We start from the raw sequence: 21681 nt of genomic DNA on the forward strand, positions 1-21681 counted from the left end.
TATTCGCTACTCCCTATTCGCTATTCGCTTCTTATGCCGCTTCAGCCGCGAGGCGCTGTGCCTTCTCGACCGCTTCCTCGATGCCGCCGACCATGTAGAAGGCAGCTTCCGGAAGGTGATCATAGTCACCGTTGCAGAGGCCCTTGAAGCCCTTGATGGTGTCGGCGAGGTCGACCAGCTTGCCCGGCGCGCCGGTGAACACTTCGGCGACGAAGAACGGCTGCGACAGGAAGCGCTCGATCTTGCGGGCGCGGGCCACGGTCTGCTTGTCCTCTTCCGACAGCTCGTCCATGCCCAGGATGGCGATGATGTCCTGCAGCGACTTGTAGCGCTGGAGGATCGACTGCACCTGGCGCGCGACGCCATAGTGCTCGTCGCCAACGACCAGCGGGTCGAGCATGCGCGAGGTCGAGTCCAGCGGGTCAACCGCCGGGTAGATGCCCTTTTCGGCGATGGCGCGGTTCAGCGTCGTCGTCGCGTCAAGGTGGGCGAACGAGGTCGCCGGTGCCGGATCGGTCAAGTCGTCGGCTGGCACGTAGATGGCCTGCACGGACGTGATCGAGCCCTTGGTGGTGGTGGTGATGCGTTCCTGCAACGCGCCCATGTCGGTGGCGAGCGTCGGCTGATAGCCCACGGCCGACGGGATGCGGCCGAGCAGAGCCGACACTTCCGAACCCGCCTGCGTGAAGCGGAAGATGTTATCGACGAAGAACAGCACGTCCTGGCCCTGGTCGCGGAAATATTCCGCAACCGTCAGGCCGGTCAGGCCGACGCGGGCGCGCGCGCCCGGCGGCTCGTTCATCTGGCCATAGACCAGTGCGGCCTTGGAGCCTTCGCCGCCGCCCTTCTTGTTGACGCCGGATTCGATGAACTCGTGATAGAGATCGTTGCCTTCGCGGGTGCGCTCGCCGACGCCGGCGAACACCGAATAGCCGCCATGCGCCTTGGCGATGTTGTTGATCAGCTCCTGGATCAGCACGGTCTTGCCGACGCCGGCGCCGCCGAACAGGCCGATCTTGCCGCCCTTGGCGTAGGGAGCCAGCAGGTCGAGCACCTTGATGCCGGTGATCAGGATCTGTGCTTCCGTCGACTGCTCGACATAGGTCGGAGCCGGCTGGTGGATGGAGCGCATTTCGGTCGCGTCGACCGGGCCTTCTTCATCGACCGGCTCGCCGATGACGTTGATGATGCGGCCGAGCATGCCCGGGCCGACCGGCACGGTGATCGGCGCGCCGGTGTCACGCACTTCCTGGCCGCGAACCAGACCTTCGGTCGAGTCCATGGCGATGCAGCGCACGGTGTTTTCACCCAGATGCTGGGCAACTTCGAGCACCAGGCGGTTGCCGACATTGGTCGTCTCGAGCGCGTTCAGGATCGCCGGCAGGTGATCGCCGAACTGCACGTCGACGACGGCGCCGATGACCTGGCGAACCTTGCCGACAACGCCAGTTGCCTTGCTGGACACTGCCGATGTCTTGGCAGCTGCGGCCTTCGCCGGTGCTGCCGCCTTGGCTGGGGCCGCCTTCGCGGCTGCTGCTGGAGCCTTTGCCGCCGCTTTCACGGGGGCTGCGGTCTTCGCGGCTGCGGCCTTGGGGGCTGCCTTCTGGGGGGTCGCTGCTTTCGCCATCGTCTTTACCCTTTTTCGTCCTTTGTTTCTCACGCGGTCCGGTCGCGGGTCGATAACCCGCGAACCGCGCTTAGAGCGCCTCGGCGCCCGAAATGATTTCGATCAGTTCCTTGGTGATCTGCGCCTGCCGCTGGCGGTTGTAGGTGATCGACAGCTTGTTGATCATATCGCCGGCGTTGCGCGTCGCATTGTCCATGGCGCTCATCTTGGCACCCATTTCGCCGGCCACGTTTTCGAGCAGCGCCCGGAAAACCTGCACGGAGATGTTGCGCGGAATGAGGTCGGAGAGGATTTCGCCCGGCTCCGGCTCATATTCGTAGACGGCGTTGCCGCCATCCGTCGCCTCGGCCGGAGCCGAAGCAACGCCGGCCGGAATGATCTGCTGCGCGGTCGGGATCTGGCTGATCACCGACTTGAACTGCGAATAGAACAGCGTGCAGATGTCGAAGCCGCCTTCGTTGAAGAGGTGGATGACCTTCTTGGCGATGGCATCGGCATTGACGAAGCCGAGTGTCTTGACCTCGCGCAGGTCGACTCGGTCGATGATCATCGATGCATAGTCGCGGCGCAGGATGTCGAAACCCTTCTTGCCGACGCAGATGATCTTGACCTGCTTGCCGTCCGCCAAAAGCTTACGGATATGGTCGCGGGCAAGGCGGGCGATCTGCGAATTGAAGCCACCGCACAGGCCGCGCTCGGCGGTGCAGACGACGAGCAGATGCACGTCGTCCTTGCCGGTGCCGGTCATCAGCGCCGGGGCATCGCCGCCGCCGCCGATTGCCTGGGTGATGTTGGCCAGCACGGAACCCATGCGCTCCGAATAGGGGCGCGCCGCTTCCGCGGCCTCTTGCGCACGGCGCAGCTTCGCCGCGGCGACCATCTGCATCGCCTTGGTGATCTTCTGCGTCGCCTTGACCGAGGCGATACGGTTACGAAGGTCTTTTAATGAAGGCATGCTTCAAACCTGATCCCGTCTTGCAATTCGCTCAGGCGAAGGTCTTGGCGAAAGCGTCGATCTCGGCCTTCAGCTTGGCGCGCAGATCATCCGACAGCGCCTTTTCCTTGCGGATGGCGTCGAGAACATCCTTGCCGGCCGAACGCATGTGGCTGAGCAGGCCATGCTCGAACTTGCCGACCTGGTTGACCGGCAGCTTGTCGAGATAGCCGTTGACGCCGGCGAAGATCACCGCGACCTGCTCTTCCGTCTTCAGCGGTGAGAACTGCGGCTGCTTCAGGAGTTCGGTGAGGCGCGATCCGCGGTTGAGCAGGCGCTGCGTGGCGGCATCGAGATCCGAGCCGAACTGCGCGAAGGCCGCCATTTCGCGGTACTGCGCGAGCTCGCCCTTGATCGAGCCGGCAACCTGCTTCATCGCCTTGATCTGCGCGGCAGAACCGACGCGCGACACCGACAGACCGACGTTCACCGCGGGACGGATGCCCTGGAAGAACAGGTTGGTTTCAAGGAAGATCTGGCCGTCGGTGATCGAGATCACGTTGGTCGGGATATAGGCCGACACGTCGTTGGCCTGCGTTTCGATGATCGGCAGCGCGGTCAGCGAACCACCGCCCAGATCGTCATTGAGCTTGGCGGCGCGCTCGAGCAGGCGCGAGTGCAGGTAGAAGACGTCGCCCGGATAGGCTTCGCGGCCCGGCGGACGGCGTAGCAGCAGCGACATCTGGCGGTAGGCGACGGCCTGCTTCGACAGATCGTCGTAGCTGATCAACGCGTGCATGCCGTTGTCGCGGAAATATTCGCCCATGGTGGCGCCGGCGAACGGCGCCAGGAACTGCATCGGCGCAGGATCGGAAGCGGTGGCGGCGACGATGATCGAGTATTCGAGCGCGCCGCGCTCTTCCAGCACCTTGACGAACTGCGCGACGGTCGAGCGCTTCTGGCCGACGGCGACGTAGACGCAGTAGAGCTTTTCCTTCTCGGGGCCGTTGTCGTGCACCGACTTCTGGTTGAGCATCGTATCAAGGATGATGGCGGTCTTGCCGGTCTGGCGATCGCCGATGACCAGCTCGCGCTGGCCGCGGCCGACCGGGATCAGCGCATCGATGGCCTTGAGGCCGGTCGACATCGGCTCGTTCACCGATTTGCGCGGAATGATGCCGGGCGCCTTGACGTCGACGCGCTTGCGCTCGACTGCCTTGATCGGACCCTTGCCATCGATCGGATTGCCGAGCGCGTCAACGACGCGGCCGAGCAGGCCGGGGCCGACGGGAACGTCGACGATGGCGCCGGTGCGCTTGACGATGTCGCCTTCCTTGATGTCGCGGTCGGCGCCGAAGATGACGACGCCGACATTGTCGGCTTCGAGGTTGAGCGCCATGCCGCGGATGCCGCCGGGGAACTCGACCATCTCGCCGGCCTGGACATTGTCGAGGCCGTAGACGCGGGCGATACCGTCACCGACGGACAGCACCTGTCCGACTTCGGAGACCTCGGCCTCCTTGCCGAAATTCTTGATCTGGTCTTTCAGAATTGCGGAAATTTCCGCGGCGCGGATGTCCATCAGCCGACCTCTTTCAGTGCAAGCTTGAGCGAATTGAGTTTGGTTTTGAGCGACGTATCGATCTGGCGCGAACCCATCTTGACCACCAGCCCGCCGAGCAGCGACGGATCGACGGTGACGGAGATGGCCACGTCCTTGCCGGCAACGCTCTTCAGCGCCGCCTTGAGTTCGGTCTGCTGGGCCGCGGTCAGCTCATGCGCCGACGTGACTTCAGCAGCGGTCTCGCCACGATGTTCGGCGGCGATCTGGCGGAACGCCCTGATCATGCCGGGAACGGCGAACAGCCGGCGGTTGCGGGCGACGACGCGCAGGAAATTGCCGGTGAGGCCGGTGATCCCGGCCTTGTCGGCGATTGCCGCGATGGCCTTGGCCTGGTCCTCGCTGGAGAACACCGGGCTGTTGATCAGTCGGGTAAGGTCGGCGCTGCCCGCGAGCATGGCTTCGAAGCTGTTGAGGTCGGCTTCGACCTTGGCCACGGAATTTGCCTGCAAGGCGAGTTCGAACAGCGAACCCGCATAGCGTTCTGCGACACCTGAGATTGGCGATGACGATTGAGCCACGGACCGTCTTTTCTCTTGTCTGACAGGCCGTAGATTGTTGGCGCGAGCAAAAACTCTGGCTAAATCTTTGACCTTACTGCATTTTTTCGAGCACGGAGGCGCGGCTTCCGCTATCCCCGGCCGAAAGTCGATTGCCGTCTAGCACAGGCATTTTAAGACCGCAATGCGTCGTTCCGCATGGTTTTCAGGCACTATTGTCGCATCCGGCGAAAGTCACCCGTCTTCCATCGCGGAATACCCAACGATTCAAGGCAGAAAGCCGAAGGCAAAGGCGAGCGGCAATGCCGCCAGCACCAATTCCACCACAATGGAAACCCAATTGAAAGGCGTGTTGGCGCCATCCGACATCATCGACAGCAGCCTGCCAAAGGCGGTGAACAGCCAGGAGAAGCCAAGCGCCATGTAGATCAGCGGCTGCGCCAAGAGGATGCAACACAGGCCGACACCCAGATAGAAGCCCGACATCCTGCCGCGCCCCTCGGCGATCGCCGCAGCCTTCTCGGGCTTGACCTGCAAGCGCAGGGCACGAAAGGCGAGGTTAGGTGCCAGAAAAAACAAAAGCCCGAGCAGCACGGTGACGACGGCGCTCGACCAGGCCAGCCATTCGCCCTGGCTCGTCGGCCACGGAAGCGCAAAATCCATCTTGTCCCCTCGAAATGCCTGTTTTGAAATTCCGGGCATTCTAGCGAAGGAAAGGGCTGGCGCCAGATGGGTTCGGCAATTTGCGGAAGCCTGTCAGCCCAGCGCGAATTCCACTGCCGCCTCGGCATGAATGCGCGTCGTGTCGAAGACCGGGATGTCGAAATCCTGCTGGCCAATGAGCATGGTGATCTCAGTGCAGCCCATGATGACGCTGTCGACCGCCTCTTCGCGGCGCAGGCGTTCGGTCTCGGCGATGTAGGCCGCCTTCGAGATCTCCGTGACGATGCCCTGGCACAGTTCCTCATAGATGACGCGATGGACCATGTCGCGCCCGGCGGCATCGGGTACGACGGGGCTCAAGCCATATTTCTCGGCGAGCCGACCTTTGTAGAAATCCTGTTCCATGGTGAACCGCGTCGCCAGCAGCGCCGGGCGCTGCATGCCGGCGCGCTTGACCGCCATCGCGGTGGCATCGGCGATGTGGATCAGCGGAATCGACACCGACGCCTGCACCTGGTCGGCCAGTTTGTGCATGGTGTTGGTGCACAAAAGCAGACCTTCCGCGCCGCCCGCCTCGAGCTTGCGCGCCGCTTCGACGAGAAGCATGCCGGCGCCGTCCCAGTCGCCATGATGCTGCCGCTCGGCGATCTCGGCAAAGTCAAAGGACCACAGCAGAAGCCTGGCCGAATGCAGGCCGCCCAGCCGCTCGCGCACGATCTCGTTGAGCAGGCGATAGTAGATGGCCGTCGATTCCCAGCTCATGCCGCCGAGCAGGCCAAGGGTTTTCATGACGGCTGTTCCTCTTCCTGGCAATCCCGGTACTATGAACATATGAGACCATAAGGAGGTCGTCGTGAAAACCATTGAGCTTCGGCAGGCCAAGGCGGTGTTCTCGGCAATCGTCGAGGCTGCGGGAAATGGGGAACCAACCATCATCACGAGAGACGGCAAGCCGACCGCCATGGTCGTCCCGGTTGATGAGCGCCGAAGGTTTTACCCGCAAGACAGCCAGAAAAACTTGGCGGACATTTTGCTTCAGTATCCGGGCGGCATCGAATTTGAGCGAAATGACTCGCCGTCGCGAGACGTCGAATTTTGAGCCGCCCTCGATGTGATCGGTATTCTTAACATTACAAAATCGGGAACCTGAAGGGTACTTCAAGGCTTCTTGTGCGCCGGCCCGTGATCGAGAGGATGCCGCTACAAAAAGCTCTGCGGGTCGATATCGACCTGCACCCGAACCGAGCCGCGCTGCTTCGGCCCGTTGGCAAGCATCGCACGAATAAACCCTTGCATGTCGGCGCGCCGTTCGCCCTGGATCAGCAGGCGGAAGCGGTGGCGGCCGCCGAGCAAGGACAGCGGCGCCTCCGCCGGCCCCAGCACGAACAGATCGGTGGCCTCGGGCGCGGCGCGGCGCAGGCCGCGCGCATGGCCCTCGGCTTCCGCTCGCGTCACCGCGCTGACGATGACGCCGGCGAGCCGGCCGAAAGGCGGCAGGGCAGCCCGTTCGCGCTCGGCAATCTCGCGCTCGTAAAAAGCCTCGGCGTCGCCGGAGACGATCGCCCGCATCACCGGATGGTCGGGCTGGAAGGTCTGCAGCAGGCCAAGGCTCTTCTTGCCGGCGCGGCCAGCGCGGCCGGTCACCTGGCTGAGCAACTGGAAGGTGCGCTCGGCGGCGCGCGGATCGCCATTGGCAAGGCCGAGATCGGCATCGACGACACCGACCAGGGTCATGTTGGGGAAGTTGTGGCCCTTGGCGACGAGCTGCGTGCCGATGACGATGTCGGCCTCGCCATCAGCGATCGCCTCCAGCTCCAGCCGCAGCCGCCGCACGCCGCCCATCAGGTCCGACGACAAGACGATGGTGCGCGCGTCGGGAAAATGCGTAACGACCTCTTCGGCGATGCGCTCGACGCCCGGTCCGCAGGCAACCAGATGATCGAGCGTACCGCATTCCGGGCAAGCCTCGGGGCGGCGCTCATTGTGCCCGCAATGATGGCAGACCAGCTGGCCGCGAAAGCGATGCTCTACCAGCCAGGCCGAGCAGACCGGGCAGCCAAAGCGGTGGCCGCAGACCCGGCACAGCGTCAGCGGCGCATAGCCGCGCCGGTTGAGGAACAGGAGCGACTGCTCCTTCCTCTCCAGCGTCTGGCGCATCTGGTCGAGCAGCACCGGCGACAGGAAGCCGCCGCGCGCCGGCGGCGCGCGGCGCATGTCGACCGCCTTGAGATGCGGAAGCGCCGCCTCGGCGAAGCGAGCTGAGAGCACGGCCCTGTTGTAGCGGCCCTGGCTGGCATTGACCCGGCTTTCGACCGACGGCGTCGCCGACGCCAGCACGACCGGAAAGCTGCCGATATGGCCGCGCACCACGGCCATGTCGCGCGCATTGTAGAAGACGCGATCCTCCTGCTTGTAAGCAGGGTCGTGCTCCTCGTCGACGACGATCAGGCCGAGCTCCTTGAACGGCAGGAACAGCGCCGAGCGCGCGCCGGCGACGACGCGCACGCCGCCTTCCGCCACTTGCCGCCAGACTTTTTCGCGCATCCGCGGCGGCAGATCGGAATGCCATTCGCCCGGCTTGGCGCCGAAGCGCTGCTGGAAGCGTTCGAGAAAAGCATGCGTCAGCGCGATTTCCGGGAGCAGGATCAGCACCTGCTTGCCTTGGTCGAGCGCAGCCGCCACCGCCTCGAAATAAACCTCCGTCTTGCCCGAACCGGTGACGCCGTCGAGCAGCGCGACGTTGAACACACCGGCTGCGACATTGGCGCGCAGCATCAGCGCCGCGTCGCTCTGGTCCGGCATCAGTTCCGGTATGGCGTAGCTGGAATCAGGCGCGGCCACCACCGGTCGCGGCGGGATCATCACCGTCTCGAACACGCCTTGCGCCCTCAACCCGTCGATCACCGTCGACGACACGCCCGCGGCATGGGCAAGGCCGGATCGCGTCCAGGCGAGCCCACCTTCGGCCGTCTCCAGCACGCGCTCCCTTGCGCTCGTCATGCGGTCGGGCACGAGAAGCGTGCGCTGCAGCCCCTCGATCCACGGTTCGGGGTCGAAAGCTTCCGGCGCCCTGAGCAGCATGCGCGCCACCATGCCTGGCGGCGACAGCGTGTATTGCGCCACCCAGTCGACGAAACGGCGGATAGTGCGGTCGATCGGCGGGCAGTCGAAGACCTGTTCGATGGGGCGCAGCTTCTTCGCGTCGACCTTCTCGACCGCGCCATCCCAGACGATGCCGGCGACCTGGCGCGGACCGAGCGGCACGCGCACGATCGAGCCCGGCACCACGCGCATGCCGGCCGGCACGGCATAGGTGTAGGGGCGTTCGGCGGGCATCGGCACCAGCACCGGTGCGGCTGCGACAAAGGGCGAATCTTCGATCATGAAGCGTGACCTTGCCCCGACTTTGGTCTAGATCAAAGAGCAACTCTGAACGTGCCTTTCCCAGCACGACAAAATCGCCAGGAGACCCGCCATGAAATTTTTTGTCGACACCGCCGACGTCAAGGATATCCGTGAGCTGAACGATCTGGGGCTGCTCGACGGCGTCACCACCAACCCGTCGCTGATCCTCAAATCCGGCGGCAAGATCTCCGAGGTCACCAGAGAGATTTGCGACATCGTCAAGGGTCCGGTCTCGGCTGAAGTCACCGCCACCGAATATTCCGAAATGATGCAGCAGGCCAAGGTTCTGGCCAAGATCGCCGACAATGTCTGCATCAAGGTGCCGCTGACGCTGGACGGTCTCAAGGCCTGCAAGACGATCCGCACCGAGATGAACCGCCTGGTCAACGTCACGCTGTGCTTTTCGGCCAACCAGGCGCTGCTGGCGGCCAAGGCCGGCGCCTCGTTCATCTCGCCCTTCGTCGGTCGCATCGACGACATCGGCATCGACGGCATGGAGCTGATCCAGGAGATCCGGCAGATCTACGACAATTACGATTTCCAGACCGAGATCCTCGTCGCTTCGGTGCGCACCGTGAACCACGTCAAGCAGGCAGCACTCATCGGCGCCGATGTTGTGACCGCACCGCCGGCGACCCTGAAGGCGCTGGTCAAGCACCCGCTGACCGACAAGGGCCTGGAACAGTTCCTCGCCGACTGGGCCAAGACCGGCCAGAAGATCGGCTGAGGCCACACCACTTTCAACTAAAAAAGGCCGGGTGACCGGCCTTTTTTAATGCGCTTCAGGCCACGCCGCCAAAGGAGCCCGCCGGTCAATCCGCGCTGTCATCGTCAGGCGCGGCCGCCTGCTGGCGCCGTCCCATGATGATTTCGCGTTTGCCGACATGGTTGGGTGTGCCGACCAATCCTTCCTTTTCCATGCGCTCGACCAGGGATGCGGCGCGGTTGTAGCCGATGCCGAGGCGGCGCTGGATGTAGGACGTCGAACACTTCTTGTCGCGCACCACCACCTTGACCGCCTCGTCGTAGATGGCATCGCTGTCTTCGGCTGCGACGGCCCCCTTGTCGAAGACCGCACCCTGGTCGTCTTCGATTTCTTCCTCATCCTCGTCGGCTGTAACGGTTTCCAGATATTCAGGGCGGCCCTGCGCCTTCAGATGCGCGACGACATGCTCGACCTCCGCATCGGAAACAAAGGGCCCATGCACGCGGGAAATGCGCCCGCCACCCATCATGTGCAACATGTCGCCCTGGCCAAGCAGTTGTTCGGCGCCCTGCTCGCCCAGGATGGTGCGGCTGTCGATCTTGGATGTAACCTGGAAGGAAATCCGGGTCGGGAAATTGGCCTTGATCGTGCCCGTGATGACATCGACCGAGGGGCGCTGCGTTGCCATGATCAGGTGAATACCGGCAGCGCGCGCCATCTGCGCCAGACGCTGGATGGCGCCTTCGATCTCCTTGCCGGCGACCATCATCAGGTCGGCCATCTCGTCGACGATGACGACGATGTAGGGCATCGGCGCAAGGTCGATTTCCTGCTGTTCGAAAAGCGGCTCGCCGGTGCCCTTTTCGAAGCCGGTCTGCACAGTCATGACAACGGTCTCGCCCTTGTCGCGCGCAGCGGCGGCGCGCTCGTTGTAGCCGTCGATGTTGCGCACACCGAGCCGCGCCATCTTGCGATACCGGTCCTCCATTTCGCGCACCGCCCATTTGAGTGCGGTGACGGCTTTTTTGGGGTCCGTGACGACGGGCGTCAGAAGATGCGGGATGCCGTCATAAACGGAGAGTTCGAGCATCTTGGGATCGACCATGATCAGCCGGCATTCTTCCGGCTTCAGCCGGTAGAGCAACGACAAGATCATGGTGTTGATGGCAACCGACTTACCGGAGCCGGTGGTTCCGGCCACCAGCAAATGAGGCATCTTCGCCAGCTCGGCGATGACAGGCTCGCCCCCGATTGTCTTGCCCAAGCAAAGCGCCAGCTTGCAGCTGGTCTTGCGGAAGCCCTCCGATTCGATCAGCTCACGGAAATAGACGGTTTCGCGGGTCTCGTTGGGAAGCTCGATGCCGATGACATTGCGGCCAGGCACAACGGCGACGCGCGCCGAAATCGCAGACATGGAGCGGGCGATATCATCGGCAAGCCCGATGACGCGAGAGGATTTGACACCCGGCGCCGGCTCGAACTCATAGAGCGTGACGACCGGGCCTGGGCGAACATGAATGATCTCGCCGCGCACCCCGAAATCTTCGAGCACGCTTTCCAACAGATCGGCATTTTGCTCGAGCCGCTCCTGCGACATGTAGAAGCCTTGTCCCTCCGGGGGCTGCTGCAACAGGTCTTCCGGGGGAAGCTCATAGGGATCGCCTGACGTAGATGGCACAATTTTGCCGGTCCGAGGCAAGCGTGAAGAAGGTCGCGCGGCTGCAACCCTGACGGTGGCGTCCGCACTTGCGAGGGCGGGCACGGGAACGGCATCGCGCGCCGCAGCGGGGATTGCAGCGGGCTGGGCCTGCAGTGACGCGTTGCTCGCTGGCACTTCAGGCTGAGCGAGAGCCTCGTTCGAGTTAGCCGGCAAAACGTCCGGCAACGGCTTCGAGGCCTGACCCGGAAGGCACTCGATGACACGAAACAGCGAGGTGGCATCGGTCACTGCCGGCAGGCGGATGTCGGCCCGCGCAGCTGCGACGGGCACCGCCGCGACCGGTGCAGGCGAGGTTGTGGTGGCTTGCCGGGACGAAACATCGACCAGATAGGGCGCCATAGCCTCGAAGAAGGCGTGATCCGAAAGATAGGGCCAGCGCAGTTTTTCGAGAGCAGCCGGTTTGATCTGGGCGCCCGGAGCGGCAACTGCGCGCGTGAACGCTCGTCCCGTTGCGGCCGGCACCGGCGCAACGGCTCGCGCCTTCTCTCCAGCGCGCCCCGGGGGAACGAAAGCCGCAGCCGGCGGTGACGGCCTTTGCGTTGCGGCTCCGCGGTCGGCCAGCGGCTGGGAGGCGGGGCTTTTTACCGATGCCGGCAATGCCAGGAGCGAGGGCGTCGAAGATGCCTGACCGACCATCGTTGGCGCGACTGCCTGCTGTCTTGGGAGTGCGTCCGTATCGCCTTGCTCGACAAGACGGTCGTGCTGCTGGCGATGCTTTTTGGGTTCATAGTCCGGAGTGCGGGTAAACCGCACGTTGGGGGCGAGGAAGAAATATTCTTGCCAAGCAGGACTTTCGATATCGCCGATTTTCGAGGGCACGTTGCTCGCCTCCGAGCCACCCCTCGGCTCCATATAGGGCCGCCTGTTGCCGCCGAGATCGACAACCGGCGCGGAATAGCCGGCCTGGTGTGTACCGGGCTGCCGGCCATCCAGTCCCTTGTGCGCCGGCCGATCAACATCGCCTGTCGCAGCTGAATGCGTTCGCTGACCGCCCCTGTCGCTGATGCCGTCGAGACGCTTCCCCTCGGGATCATCGGGCGATGCTGCCTTCGATAAATTGACCCGGGAAAAACGCCTGGCTTCCATTCTCAAGACTCACTTTGAAATGTCTGTCGAGCAATAGGGAGCGAGTGGTTAACAGTTGCTTCCCGGATGGATCGCCGACGATCATTGGGCAGCAAAATCCGCGTGACAGGCTCTGCGAGCGACGCGGCATGATCGTCGTCTCACAGCGCACACGCCCGTGGCGCTATCCGCTCGCTGTGCCGTGGGGAACCGGCGTATCGAGGCGATGCCGGACGATCCCGATTCGGGAATCTGATCGTGGTCTCACGATCATCCCATAAGGCTTGGGACCCAGGCCGTTTCCGTGAAACGATGAGCCGTGCTAGCCAGCCGTCTTGCTGTGCCTGACCAGATCCTGGGCAATGGACAGCTGCAGCGCTTCCGCCAATTCGCGCGCGGCGCGATTCTCGGCGTCGATCTGCGCCCGGTATGCGGCGAATTCCTGACGCGGCCTGTCGAAGGAGGAGGTGATCGAACGCTTGCCGGATGCGATCACCACACCGGTCTTCGCATCGGCCAGCGTATAGGTGCCGGTCAGCGTCACGGAACCGGCAGTCGGCTCGTCTTGGTCGGTTCCCACCTGCACAAGTGCCGAGGACTCGACGGCTTCGGTCACGCCGAGAGTGAGCGAATAGGCCGGTGAGGCCGGCTCGCCGGCGCCTCGTCCAAACCCGAAAATCAAATTGTTGCGCACCTGTTGGCCGTAACGCGAGCCGACCGGCTTGATGCCGATCGACGCCAGTTCGGCACTGGCGCTGGCTTGCGAACCCGACAGCGGCGCACTCGAATAGAGCGGCCGCACCGTGCAGGCCGAGACAAGCACGAGCGAGCCGACCAGGCCGGCAAGCGCGATGCGGCGCAGCAAACGGCTCAACTTTGTCTTTTCCGGCTCAGGCAACGACATTGACGATCCTCTGCGGCACGATGATCACCTTGCGCGGAGCCTTACCTTCGAGTGCTTTCTGCACGAAGTCGAGAGCCAATACCGCTTTTTCGACCGCACCTTGGTCCGCGTCGCGGGCAATTGTCAAATCCCCCCGCTTCTTGCCGTTGACCTGTACCGGATAGGTGACTTCGTTGTCGACGACCAGCGCCGGATCGAAGACCGGCCACGGCCGTTCGGCAACCAGATCGGCGCCGCCGAGCGTTTCCCAGCACTCCTCGGCCAGATGCGGCATGACCGGCGCGATCAGATGCACGAGAATCTCCACCGCCTGCCGGCAGGCGCCTTTCAGCGCTGCATCGGCCTTGCCTTCGGCCACCTCGTTGAGCGGCGTGGTCAGCGCGTTGGCCAGTTCGTACATGCGGGCGATGGCGCGGTTGAAAGCGAGCTTCTCGATATCCTCACCGACCGCCTTCAGGATCTTGTGCGCGGCCTTGGAAACCACCGCGGCCTCGCCGCTGCCGGCCGCCACAGGCTTGATGCCGGCTAGCGTCTCGGCCGCCGTCGACACCAGGCGCCAGATGCGCTGGATGAAGCGATGCGCGCCTGCGGCGCCATCGTCGGTCCATTCGACATCGCGCTCGGGCGGCGAATCCGAGAGCATGAACCAGCGCGCCGTATCGGCGCCGTAGCCATCGGTGATGTCTTCCGGGCTCACCGTGTTCTTCTTGGACTTCGACATCTTTTCCAGCGGGCCGATGGTGACGGCCTCGCCGGTGGCGATGTCGATGGCGCTGCGTTTGCCGTCGACATCCTCCAGCCGAACCTCGGTGGGCGCCAGCCAGCGGCCATTCGATGCCGAGCCGACGCGATAGGTTTCGTGCACCACCATGCCTTGCGTGAACAAGCCCTTGAACGGCTCGGCCAGATCGACATGGCCGGTCTCACGCATGGCGCGGGTGAAGAAGCGCGAATAGAGCAGGTGCAGGATCGCGTGCTCGATGCCGCCGATATACTGGTCGACCGGCAGCCATTCATTCGCCGCCCTGGGATCGGTCGGTTCATACGCCCACGGTGCGGTGAAGCGGGCAAAATACCAGGACGAATCGACGAACGTGTCCATCGTGTCGGTTTCGCGCCGCGCATCCCTGCCGCATTGCGGGCACTTCACATGCCGCCATGTCGGATGCCGGTCGAGCGGATTGCCCGGCCGGTCGAAATCGACATCGTCGGGCAGCTTGACCGGCAGGTCGGCCTTCGGCACCGGAACCACGCCGCAATCCTCGCAATGGATCATCGGGATCGGGCAGCCCCAGTAGCGCTGGCGCGAAATGCCCCAGTCGCGCAGGCGGAAATTCACCTTGCGCTCGGCCATCGGCCGGTTGCCGATGGTCTTCTGCTCCAGCAGTTTTGCCACCTCGGCGAAAGCCCGATCCGGCTTCATGCCGTCGAGGAAGCGTGAATTGATCATCACGCCGTCGCCGTCATAGGCTTCATCGATGATCTGGAAGCTCGCCGGATTCTCGCCTTCCGGCATCACCACAGGAATCACCGGCAGGCCGTATTTGTTGGCGAAGTCGAGGTCGCGCTGGTCGCCGGACGGGCAGCCGAAGATGGCGCCGGTGCCGTATTCCATCAGCACGAAATTGGCGACATAGACAGGCAGCGTCCAGCTGTCGTCAAACGGATGGACGACGCGGATGCCGGTGTCAAAACCCTTCTTCTCAGCCGTCTCCAGCGCCGCCACCGAGGTGCCCATATGGCGGACTTCCTCGATGAACTTCGCCAGCTCCGGATTGCTCTCGGCAGCTTTCTTGGCCAACGGATGATCGGCGGCGACAGCCATGAAGGAGGCGCCGAAGATGGTGTCGGGCCTTGTCGTATAGACTTCCAGCTCATGCTCGCCGTTGCTAATCTTGCCAGCATCTGGAACAGCCAGAGGCCAGCGGATCAGCAGGCCTTCCGAGCGGCCGATCCAGTTCTGCTGCATCAGCTTCACTTTTTCCGGCCACTCGTCGAGGCCGTCGAGCGAGTCCAGCAGATCCTGCGCGAAGTCGGTGATCTTGAAGAACCACTGCGTCAGTTCGCGCTGTTCGACCAGCGCACCCGAGCGCCAGCCGCGCCCGTCGATGACCTGCTCGTTGGCGAGCACGGTCATGTCCTCCGGATCCCAGTTGACCTTGGAGGATTTACGCGTCACCAGCCCCTTCTCGACGAAATCGAGAAACAGCATCTGCTGGCGGTGGTAGTAGTCAACGTCGCAGGTGGCGAATTCGCGCGCCCAGTCCAGCGACAGGCCCATGACCTTGAGCTGCTCGCGCATGGTGGCGATGTTCTGGTAGGTCCATTCCTTGGGATGGACCTTGTTCTGCATCGCCGCGTTTTCGGCCGGCATGCCGAAGGCGTCCCAGCCCATCGGATGCAGCACGTTGAAACCCTTGGCCCGCTTGTAGCGCGCTACGACGTCGCCCATCGTGTAGTTGCGGGTATGGCCGATATGGATGCGCCCCGATGGGTAGGGGAACATCTCCAGCACGTAGTATTTCGGGCGCGGATCGTCATTGTGCGCTTCAAACAGCTTCTTGGCGTCCCAGGCCTTCTGCCATTTGGGCTCTGACGCGCGCGGATTGTATCGTTCGGTTGCCATGGGACGTTTTTCACTTAAAAGCATGCGCGAACTGCGGGCGACGGCACGGCAGTTCAGGGAATGTGGTCCGGGTGTTCACCATGGTTTGGCAAACCCGTCAACCATATGGGTATCGCGTCTGACAAAAACGCCGGTCAAAACAGCAGGATTTGCATATGGGCGACGTCGTTCAGCAGTTTTTCGCGGTCAAGGCGAAGATCGCCGCCGCCGAGCACGAGGCCGGTCGCGAAGCTGGCGCCGTGACGCTGGTCGCGGTTTCCAAGACCTTTGACGCCGCTGACATCGGCCCGATCATCGAGGCCGGCCAGCGCGTCTTCGGCGAAAACCGCGTGCAGGAGGCGCAAGGCAAATGGCCGGCGCTGAAGGGCTCATTCCCCGACATCGAACTGCATCTGATCGGTCCGTTGCAGTCGAACAAGGCAAAAGAGGCTGTGGCGCTGTTCGACGTCATCGAGACGGTCGATCGCGAGAAGATCGCCGCCGAACTCGCCAAGGAGATCGCAAGGCAGGGCCGGGCACCAAGACTGTACGTCCAGGTCAACACCGGCTCCGAATCGCAAAAGGCCGGCATCGAGCCGCGCGACGCGGTGGCCTTTGTCGCCCGCTGCCGCGATGTGCATGGCCTCGCCATCGAAGGCCTGATGTGCATCCCGCCGGCCGACGAGAACCCCGGCCCCCACTTCGCCTTGCTGGAAAAGCTAGGGCATGAGGCCGGCGTCACCAAACTGTCGATGGGCATGTCCGGCGACTACGAAACAGCAATCGCCTTCGGCGCCACCAGCGTCCGGGTCGGTTCGGCGATCTTCGGCACTCGCTGAGGCGCAACGGCCTTTGGGCCAATCCGACAGGCCCGTTGCTCCAGGACTGGAAACGAAACGTACCGTTCCTATTTGCTTTGCGTCATCACAAACTCTCTGGAGCCGCCACCATGCGCTACAACCAGCTTGGAAATACGGGGATGTTCGTCTCTGAACTGTGCCTCGGCACAATGACCTTCGGCGCCGCCGGCCAGAATGCCCAATGGGGCCTGATCGCCAGCCTCGACCAGAAGGGCGTCAACGAGATCGTTGCCCATTCGCTCGCCGCCGGCGTCAATTTCTTCGATACGGCCGACGTCTACTCCTTTGGCGAGTCCGAGCGCCTGCTTGGTCAATCGCTCAGGGATCTCGGCGTCAACAGGCAGAACGTGGTCGTCGCCACCAAGGCGCATGGCGCCATGGGCGAAGGCCCCAACCAACGCGGCTCGTCACGCGGCCACATCATGGATTCGGTCGACGCCAGCCTGGAGCGGCTGCAACTCGACCATATCGATCTCTACCAGTTGCACGGCACCGACACCGTTACGCCGATCGACGAGACGTTGCGGGCACTGGACGATCTCGTTGCCAGCGGCAAGGTCCGCTATGTCGGCGTCTCCAACTGGGCGGCATGGCGCATTGCCAAGGCGCTCGGCATCGCCGAGCGCAAGGGCTTAGCCCGTTTCGAGACCGTCCAGTCCTATTACTCGATCGCCGGCCGCGACCTCGAGCGCGAAATCGTCCCACTGCTCAACGAGGAGAAGCTCGGCCTGATGGTGTGGTCGCCGATGGCCGGCGGCCTGCTGTCCGGCAAATATGGCCCCGGCGCGCCGGGTAATGGCGAAGGCCGCCGCGCCAGCTTCAACTTCCCGCCGGTCAATGAGGACCGCGCCTGGGCGGCCGTTGCCGTCATGCGCGAAATCGCCAAAAAGCACGATGTGAGCGTCGCCACGGTGGCGCTCGGCTATGTCCTGGCCAAGCCTTTCGTGATGAGCGTCATCATCGGCGCCAGCCGCATGGAGCAGCTGGAGCAGAACCTTGCCGCGACCCAGCTGAAGCTCGACACCGACGATCTGGTTCGTCTCGACGAGGTCAGCGCCCTGCCGTCCGAATACCCCGGCTGGATGCTGGAGCGTCAGGCAACGGGCCGGCGCCCGGCGCCGTTCACGCCGAAAGCATAACGCTCAACCAGAAATCTCGGGAGCCGATCAGCTCCCGAGAAATATCTAGGTCAGCCGAACGCTCTCCCCCAGAAAATCGAGAAAGGCGCGCACCCGCGCCGGCAGATGCCGGCCCTGGCCGACATAGACGGCGTGGGTAGGCTCCTCGTCGCCGGGATTGAATGCCTCCAGCAGCGACACCAGCCTGCCGGCAGCGATGTCGGCGGCGACATGCCAGCGCGCCAGCCGGGCGATGCCCGCGCCAGCCAGCGCCATCAGCCGCATCGCCTCGCCATCGCTGACCAGCGTGTTGCCGGTGATCGGAACCATGATGGCGCGGCCTTCCGCGTCGAGGAACGGCCAGCCATCGACATGCCGCACGAATCCAAAGCCCATGCGGTTGTGTCTGTCGAGGTCGGCTGGCGTCAGCGGCATGCCATGCGTTTCGAGGTAGGAAGGTGCTGCAACGACGACCACCGGGCTTTGCCCGAGCTTGCGCGCCACCAGCCGTGATTCGCCGAGCGGCCCGGCACGGATGGCGACGTCGGCGCGTTCCGCCATCAGGTCGATGACGCTGTCGGTCAGCACCAGATCGACCGAAATCTCCGGATAGCGTTGGAGGAAGCGCGGCAGGAGCGGGATCAGCCGATGCACTCCGAAAGGCACATAGGTGTTGACGCGCAACCGTCCGCGCGGTGCCGCACCCGCCGCTGCCTCCTGCTCGGCCGCCGCCATGTCGGCGAGGATGCGCAGGCTGCTCTCGTAGAACGCGGTGCCTTCCGGCGTCAGTTGCAGCTTTCGCGTCGAACGGCTGACCAGCCGCGCGCCAAGCCGGGTCTCCAGCCGCGCGATCAGCTTGCTCACCGCCGACGGCGTCATGCGCAAGGCGCGTGCCGCGGAGGAAAAACTGCCTTCCTCGACGACGCGCACGAACACTTCGATCTCGCCGGAGCGATTGATGTCGGGCCTGGCCATTTGTGAATCTATTTCACAGAAAATGTGCCCAAGGCAAGTCTGGTTCACAATGCATGGCAACACGATCTCAGGGGTCGGGGCGCGGACGGCGCTCTTCGTCATCGAAGTGGAACTCACCATGCCTCTTGCTCTCTACGCGCTTGCCGCCGGTGCCTTCGGCATTGGCGTCACCGAATTTGTCATCATGGGACTGCTGCTCGATGTCAGCGAGGATCTCGGCGTTTCGATCTCGGCCGCCGGCCAGCTCATCTCGGGCTATGCGCTCGGGGTCGTCATCGGCGCGCCCCTGCTGACCATTGCCACCGGCAACTGGCCACGCAAGACCGTGCTTCTGGCACTGATGGCGATCTTCACGCTTGGCAATCTCGCCTGTGCGCTGGCGCCCGACTACTGGACGCTGATGGGCGCCCGCATCATCACCGCCTTTGCCCATGGCACCTTCTTCGGCGTCGGCTCAGTCGTCGCCACCGGCCTGGTCGCGCCCAACAAGAAGGCCTCGGCGATCGCGCTGATGTTCACCGGCCTGACCATCGCCAACATCCTCGGCGTGCCCTTCGGCACCTGGCTCGGCCAGGCCTTTGGCTGGCGGGCGACCTTCTGGGCGGTGACATTGGTCGGTCTGGCGGCCTTCGCCGTCATCCTGGCTCTGGTACCACGCAGCCGGACGGCGCCCGAAAAGAGTGACCTGCGCGCCGATCTCACCGTTTTGCGCCGCACGCCCGTCCTGCTCGGTCTTGCCACCACCGTGCTCGGCTATGCCGGCGTCTTCGCCGTCTTCACCTATATCGCTCCTTTGCTGACCGAGATCAGCGGCTTCAAGGAAGCGGCCGTATCGCCGATCCTGCTCGTCTTCGGCGGCGGCCTCATCGCCGGTAACCTTCTAGGCGGCAAGGTCGCCGACCGCTGGCTGGTGCCGGCCGTGCTGGGCAGTCTCGTGGTGCTGGCACTGGTGCTAGCAACCATGACCTTCGCCATCCACAGCCGGGTGATGGCCGTCATCTATGTCGGCCTGCTCGGCGCTGCCGCCTTCGCCACCGTGGCGCCGCTGCAGATGTGGGTGCTGGAAAAGGCGCAAGGTGCCGGCCAGAGCCTCGCCTCGTCCTTCAACATTGCCGCCTTCAATCTCGGCAATGCGGCAGGTGCCTGGCTTGGTGGTGCGGTGATTGCCCATGGCCTTGGCCTGGGTTCCCTCACCTGGGTCGCCGCCCTGCTGCCGCTCGCGGCACTCGGTGTGGCGGGACTGGCGTTGCGTCTCGATCGCACTCCGGCGCTCGGCGAGCCTGCCTCCATCCGGTCGTGACAGTCCTCTGCAAACCCGCTTTCGACACCCTTCATTCCACACCACCAGGAGTAAAAAGATGGACTATCGACGTCTCGGTGCATCGGGCCTGAAAGTGCCCGCACTCTCATTCGGCGCGGGAACCTTTGGCGGCTCCGGCCCGCTGTTCGGCGCCTGGGGCAACAGCGACGCCAGGGAAGCGCGGCGGCTGATCGACATCTGCCTGGAGGCCGGCGTCAACTTGTTCGACACCGCCGACGTCTATTCGAACGGCGCTTCGGAAGAGGTGCTTGGCGAAGCGATAAAAGGCCGCCGCGAGGCCGTGCTGATCTCGACCAAGACCTCGCTGCCGATGGGCGATGGTCCGGCTGATTACGGCTCATCGCGTTCGCGGCTGATCAGATCCGTGGACGATGCGCTGAGGCGCCTCGGCACCGATTATATCGACCTGCTGCAGCTGCATGCCTTCGATGCCGGCACGCCGATCGAGGAGGTTCTGTCGACGCTGGACGAGTTGGTTCGCGTCGGCAAGCTGCGCTATGTCGGCGTCTCCAATTTCTCCGGCTGGCAAGTGATGAAGTCGCTGGCGGAAGCCGACAAGCATGGTTATCCGCGCTATATCGCGCACCAGGTCTACTACTCGCTGGTCGGCCGCGACTATGAATGGGAGCTGATGCCGCTCGGCTTCGACCAGGGCGTCGGCGCACTGGTGTGGAGCCCGCTCGGCTGGGGCCGCCTGACCGGCAAGATCCGCCGTGGCCAGCCTTTGCCGGAAAAGAGCCGGCTGCACGACACAGCGAGCTTCGGACCGCCGGTCGAGGACGAGCATCTCTACCGGGTCATGGATGCCCTCGACGCCGTGGCCGAGGAAACCGGCAAGACCATGCCGCAGATCGCCATCAACTGGCTACTGCAGCGCCCGACCGTGTCGTCGGTCATCATCGGCGCGCGCAACGAGGAACAGCTGCGCCAGAACCTCGGCGCCGTCGGCTGGACGTTGACGCCGGAGCAGATCAGGAAACTCGACGCGGCAAGCGAAGTCACCGCGCCCTACCCGTATTTCTCCTATCGGCGGCAAGAAGGCTTTGCTCGGCTGAACCCGCCGGCGGTGTGATTAAGTCGCAGTCCTACGTTCCGGGACCGCCATAGACATTGGGGAGTAGCCGTAGCCCCTCAACTTCGTCATCCACGGGCGGAGCAGCCGCGAAGCGGCGTCGCGAAGACCCGAGGATCCATGCCGCGACCTTGGCCGTAAAGTGCAGCGGAGCAGAATTCTGCACCGTTGTGACGCTTCGGAGTCCCGGCATGGATCCGCGGGTCTGCGCCGCGTCGCTTCGCTCCTTGCTTCGCCCGTGGATGACGACGCGATGGGCGTTTGCGCCAACCACTAATGGTCGATAAAATGCCTGCCTACTGCTCTTAGTGCAGTACGAACTCGCCATCCACCTTGCGCCACTCATTCGGCGCGATCAGCTTCTGGTGCGTGTAGCTGATCGAATGCAGCGGCCCGTCGAGCCTGGTCTTCCAGAATTCGATGAACCGTATCAGCACCGGAAATTCCGGAGCGAGGTCATAATCCTGCCAGATGTAGCTCTGCAGCAGATGCGGGTGGTCGGGAAAGTGATAGAGAATCTTGGCCGTGGTCAAGCCATAGCCTTTGAGCATCAGGTCCATTTCGGAATGGTCGCGCATGGCAGTC

General features: G+C 63.7%; 18 protein-coding genes. 6 read left to right on the forward strand and 12 right to left on the reverse strand.

Annotated features, from left to right (window positions below):
- Positions 1 to 31: 31 nt before the first annotated feature.
- The 6 genes from atpD to ACFOJ9_RS31545 all read right to left on the reverse strand — a co-directional run bounded on the left by atpD (position 32) and on the right by ACFOJ9_RS31545 (position 6134).
- Complete coding sequence (gene atpD, locus ACFOJ9_RS31520; RefSeq protein ID WP_378984937.1) at positions 32 to 1627, reverse strand: F0F1 ATP synthase subunit beta; 1596 nt, start codon at positions 1625 to 1627, stop codon at positions 32 to 34.
- A 70-nt stretch (positions 1628 to 1697) separates the two neighbouring features.
- Positions 1698 to 2582, reverse strand: a complete 885-nt coding sequence (locus ACFOJ9_RS31525; RefSeq protein WP_023811757.1) for a F0F1 ATP synthase subunit gamma — start codon at positions 2580 to 2582, stop codon at positions 1698 to 1700.
- 31 nt (positions 2583 to 2613) lie between these two features.
- Positions 2614 to 4143, reverse strand: coding sequence for a F0F1 ATP synthase subunit alpha (atpA, locus tag ACFOJ9_RS31530; protein ID WP_023811756.1), 1530 nt, complete (start codon positions 4141 to 4143; stop codon positions 2614 to 2616).
- The gene (locus ACFOJ9_RS31535; protein WP_224686977.1) at positions 4143 to 4703 is read right to left on the reverse strand and encodes a F0F1 ATP synthase subunit delta; all 561 of its coding nucleotides are present in this window, start codon (positions 4701 to 4703) and stop codon (positions 4143 to 4145) included. The genes atpA and ACFOJ9_RS31535 overlap by 1 nt, the downstream gene beginning before the upstream one ends.
- A 246-nt stretch (positions 4704 to 4949) precedes the next feature.
- Complete coding sequence (locus ACFOJ9_RS31540) at positions 4950 to 5345, reverse strand: AGROH133_08824 family phage infection protein (protein WP_127294213.1); 396 nt, start codon at positions 5343 to 5345, stop codon at positions 4950 to 4952.
- A gap of 93 nt (positions 5346 to 5438) precedes the next feature.
- The gene (locus ACFOJ9_RS31545) at positions 5439 to 6134 is read right to left on the reverse strand and encodes an aspartate/glutamate racemase family protein (RefSeq protein WP_378984941.1); all 696 of its coding nucleotides are present in this window, start codon (positions 6132 to 6134) and stop codon (positions 5439 to 5441) included.
- 64 nt (positions 6135 to 6198) lie between these two features.
- Here ACFOJ9_RS31545 and ACFOJ9_RS31550 point away from each other — a divergent pair, with 64 nt between their 5' ends.
- Positions 6199 to 6444, forward strand: coding sequence for a type II toxin-antitoxin system Phd/YefM family antitoxin (locus ACFOJ9_RS31550; protein ID WP_378984943.1), 246 nt, complete (start codon positions 6199 to 6201; stop codon positions 6442 to 6444).
- A 101-nt stretch (positions 6445 to 6545) separates the two neighbouring features.
- On the opposite strand, the gene ACFOJ9_RS31555 is transcribed toward ACFOJ9_RS31550, so the two are convergent.
- Positions 6546 to 8729 (reverse strand): primosomal protein N', encoded by a 2184-nt coding sequence (locus tag ACFOJ9_RS31555; protein WP_378984945.1) that lies wholly within the window; start codon positions 8727 to 8729, stop codon positions 6546 to 6548.
- A 91-nt stretch (positions 8730 to 8820) separates the two neighbouring features.
- On the opposite strand from ACFOJ9_RS31555, the gene fsa reads away from it, so the two are divergent.
- Positions 8821 to 9477 (forward strand): fructose-6-phosphate aldolase, encoded by a 657-nt coding sequence (fsa, locus tag ACFOJ9_RS31560; RefSeq protein ID WP_378984947.1) that lies wholly within the window; start codon positions 8821 to 8823, stop codon positions 9475 to 9477.
- A gap of 85 nt (positions 9478 to 9562) precedes the next feature.
- On the opposite strand, the gene ACFOJ9_RS31565 is transcribed toward fsa, so the two are convergent.
- The 3 genes from ACFOJ9_RS31565 to leuS all read right to left on the reverse strand — a co-directional run bounded on the left by ACFOJ9_RS31565 (position 9563) and on the right by leuS (position 15771).
- Positions 9563 to 12262: a DNA translocase FtsK gene (locus ACFOJ9_RS31565; RefSeq protein WP_378984949.1), complete on the reverse strand. Its 2700-nt coding sequence runs from the start codon at positions 12260 to 12262 to the stop codon at positions 9563 to 9565.
- 301 nt (positions 12263 to 12563) lie between these two features.
- On the reverse strand, positions 12564 to 13145 hold the full coding sequence (lptE, locus tag ACFOJ9_RS31570) for an LPS assembly lipoprotein LptE (RefSeq protein WP_378984951.1): 582 nt from the start codon (positions 13143 to 13145) through the stop codon (positions 12564 to 12566).
- Positions 13132 to 15771, reverse strand: a complete 2640-nt coding sequence (leuS, locus tag ACFOJ9_RS31575; RefSeq protein WP_378984954.1) for a leucine--tRNA ligase — start codon at positions 15769 to 15771, stop codon at positions 13132 to 13134. Before leuS ends, lptE begins: the two co-directional genes overlap by 14 nt.
- Before the next feature lie 155 nt (positions 15772 to 15926).
- On the opposite strand from leuS, the gene ACFOJ9_RS31580 reads away from it, so the two are divergent.
- Positions 15927 to 16589 carry a YggS family pyridoxal phosphate-dependent enzyme gene (locus tag ACFOJ9_RS31580; RefSeq protein ID WP_378984958.1) on the forward strand — a complete coding sequence of 221 codons (663 nt, stop codon included), beginning with the start codon at positions 15927 to 15929 and terminating at the stop codon, positions 16587 to 16589.
- Between the two features lie 110 nt (positions 16590 to 16699).
- Positions 16700 to 17749, forward strand: coding sequence for an aldo/keto reductase (locus tag ACFOJ9_RS31585; protein WP_378984960.1), 1050 nt, complete (start codon positions 16700 to 16702; stop codon positions 17747 to 17749).
- Positions 17750 to 17794: 45 nt separating this feature from the next.
- On the opposite strand, the gene ACFOJ9_RS31590 is transcribed toward ACFOJ9_RS31585, so the two are convergent.
- Complete coding sequence (locus ACFOJ9_RS31590; RefSeq protein WP_378984962.1) at positions 17795 to 18703, reverse strand: LysR substrate-binding domain-containing protein; 909 nt, start codon at positions 18701 to 18703, stop codon at positions 17795 to 17797.
- A gap of 118 nt (positions 18704 to 18821) precedes the next feature.
- On the opposite strand from ACFOJ9_RS31590, the gene ACFOJ9_RS31595 reads away from it, so the two are divergent.
- Entirely contained in the window at positions 18822 to 20003 is a 1182-nt protein-coding gene (locus ACFOJ9_RS31595; RefSeq protein ID WP_378984964.1) for an MFS transporter, read from the forward strand.
- A gap of 58 nt (positions 20004 to 20061) precedes the next feature.
- Positions 20062 to 21096 carry an aldo/keto reductase gene (locus tag ACFOJ9_RS31600; protein WP_378984966.1) on the forward strand — a complete coding sequence of 345 codons (1035 nt, stop codon included), beginning with the start codon at positions 20062 to 20064 and terminating at the stop codon, positions 21094 to 21096.
- A 305-nt stretch (positions 21097 to 21401) separates the two neighbouring features.
- Here ACFOJ9_RS31600 and ACFOJ9_RS31605 read toward each other — a convergent pair whose 3' ends face one another.
- Positions 21402 to 21674, reverse strand: coding sequence for an usg protein (locus tag ACFOJ9_RS31605; protein ID WP_378984968.1), 273 nt, complete (start codon positions 21672 to 21674; stop codon positions 21402 to 21404).
- Positions 21675 to 21681 lie beyond the last annotated feature (7 nt).

This window comes from Mesorhizobium cantuariense, assembly GCF_042647205.1.
Taxonomy (GTDB): Bacteria; Pseudomonadota; Alphaproteobacteria; order Rhizobiales; family Rhizobiaceae; genus Mesorhizobium; species Mesorhizobium cantuariense.

What these genes read in the sequence shown, in the direction of transcription:
- atpD (WP_378984937.1), bottom strand. Translation starts at nt 1,627, where the DNA reads ATGGCGAAAGCAGCGACCCCCCAGAAGGCAGCCCCCAAGGCCGCAGCC.
- ACFOJ9_RS31525 (WP_023811757.1), bottom strand. Translation starts at nt 2,582, where the DNA reads ATGCCTTCATTAAAAGACCTTCGTAACCGTATCGCCTCGGTCAAGGCG.
- atpA (WP_023811756.1), bottom strand. Translation starts at nt 4,143, where the DNA reads ATGGACATCCGCGCCGCGGAAATTTCCGCAATTCTGAAAGACCAGATC.
- ACFOJ9_RS31540 (WP_127294213.1), bottom strand. Translation starts at nt 5,345, where the DNA reads ATGGATTTTGCGCTTCCGTGGCCGACGAGCCAGGGCGAATGGCTGGCC.
- ACFOJ9_RS31545 (WP_378984941.1), bottom strand. Translation starts at nt 6,134, where the DNA reads ATGAAAACCCTTGGCCTGCTCGGCGGCATGAGCTGGGAATCGACGGCC.
- ACFOJ9_RS31555 (WP_378984945.1), bottom strand. Translation starts at nt 8,729, where the DNA reads ATGATCGAAGATTCGCCCTTTGTCGCAGCCGCACCGGTGCTGGTGCCG.
- fsa (WP_378984947.1), top strand. Translation starts at nt 8,821, where the DNA reads ATGAAATTTTTTGTCGACACCGCCGACGTCAAGGATATCCGTGAGCTG.
- ACFOJ9_RS31565 (WP_378984949.1), bottom strand. Translation starts at nt 12,262, where the DNA reads ATGGAAGCCAGGCGTTTTTCCCGGGTCAATTTATCGAAGGCAGCATCG.
- lptE (WP_378984951.1), bottom strand. Translation starts at nt 13,145, where the DNA reads ATGTCGTTGCCTGAGCCGGAAAAGACAAAGTTGAGCCGTTTGCTGCGC.
- leuS (WP_378984954.1), bottom strand. Translation starts at nt 15,771, where the DNA reads ATGGCAACCGAACGATACAATCCGCGCGCGTCAGAGCCCAAATGGCAG.
- ACFOJ9_RS31580 (WP_378984958.1), top strand. Translation starts at nt 15,927, where the DNA reads ATGGGCGACGTCGTTCAGCAGTTTTTCGCGGTCAAGGCGAAGATCGCC.
- ACFOJ9_RS31585 (WP_378984960.1), top strand. Translation starts at nt 16,700, where the DNA reads ATGCGCTACAACCAGCTTGGAAATACGGGGATGTTCGTCTCTGAACTG.
- ACFOJ9_RS31590 (WP_378984962.1), bottom strand. Translation starts at nt 18,703, where the DNA reads ATGGCCAGGCCCGACATCAATCGCTCCGGCGAGATCGAAGTGTTCGTG.
- ACFOJ9_RS31595 (WP_378984964.1), top strand. Translation starts at nt 18,822, where the DNA reads ATGCCTCTTGCTCTCTACGCGCTTGCCGCCGGTGCCTTCGGCATTGGC.
- ACFOJ9_RS31600 (WP_378984966.1), top strand. Translation starts at nt 20,062, where the DNA reads ATGGACTATCGACGTCTCGGTGCATCGGGCCTGAAAGTGCCCGCACTC.
- ACFOJ9_RS31605 (WP_378984968.1), bottom strand. Translation starts at nt 21,674, where the DNA reads ATGCGCGACCATTCCGAAATGGACCTGATGCTCAAAGGCTATGGCTTG.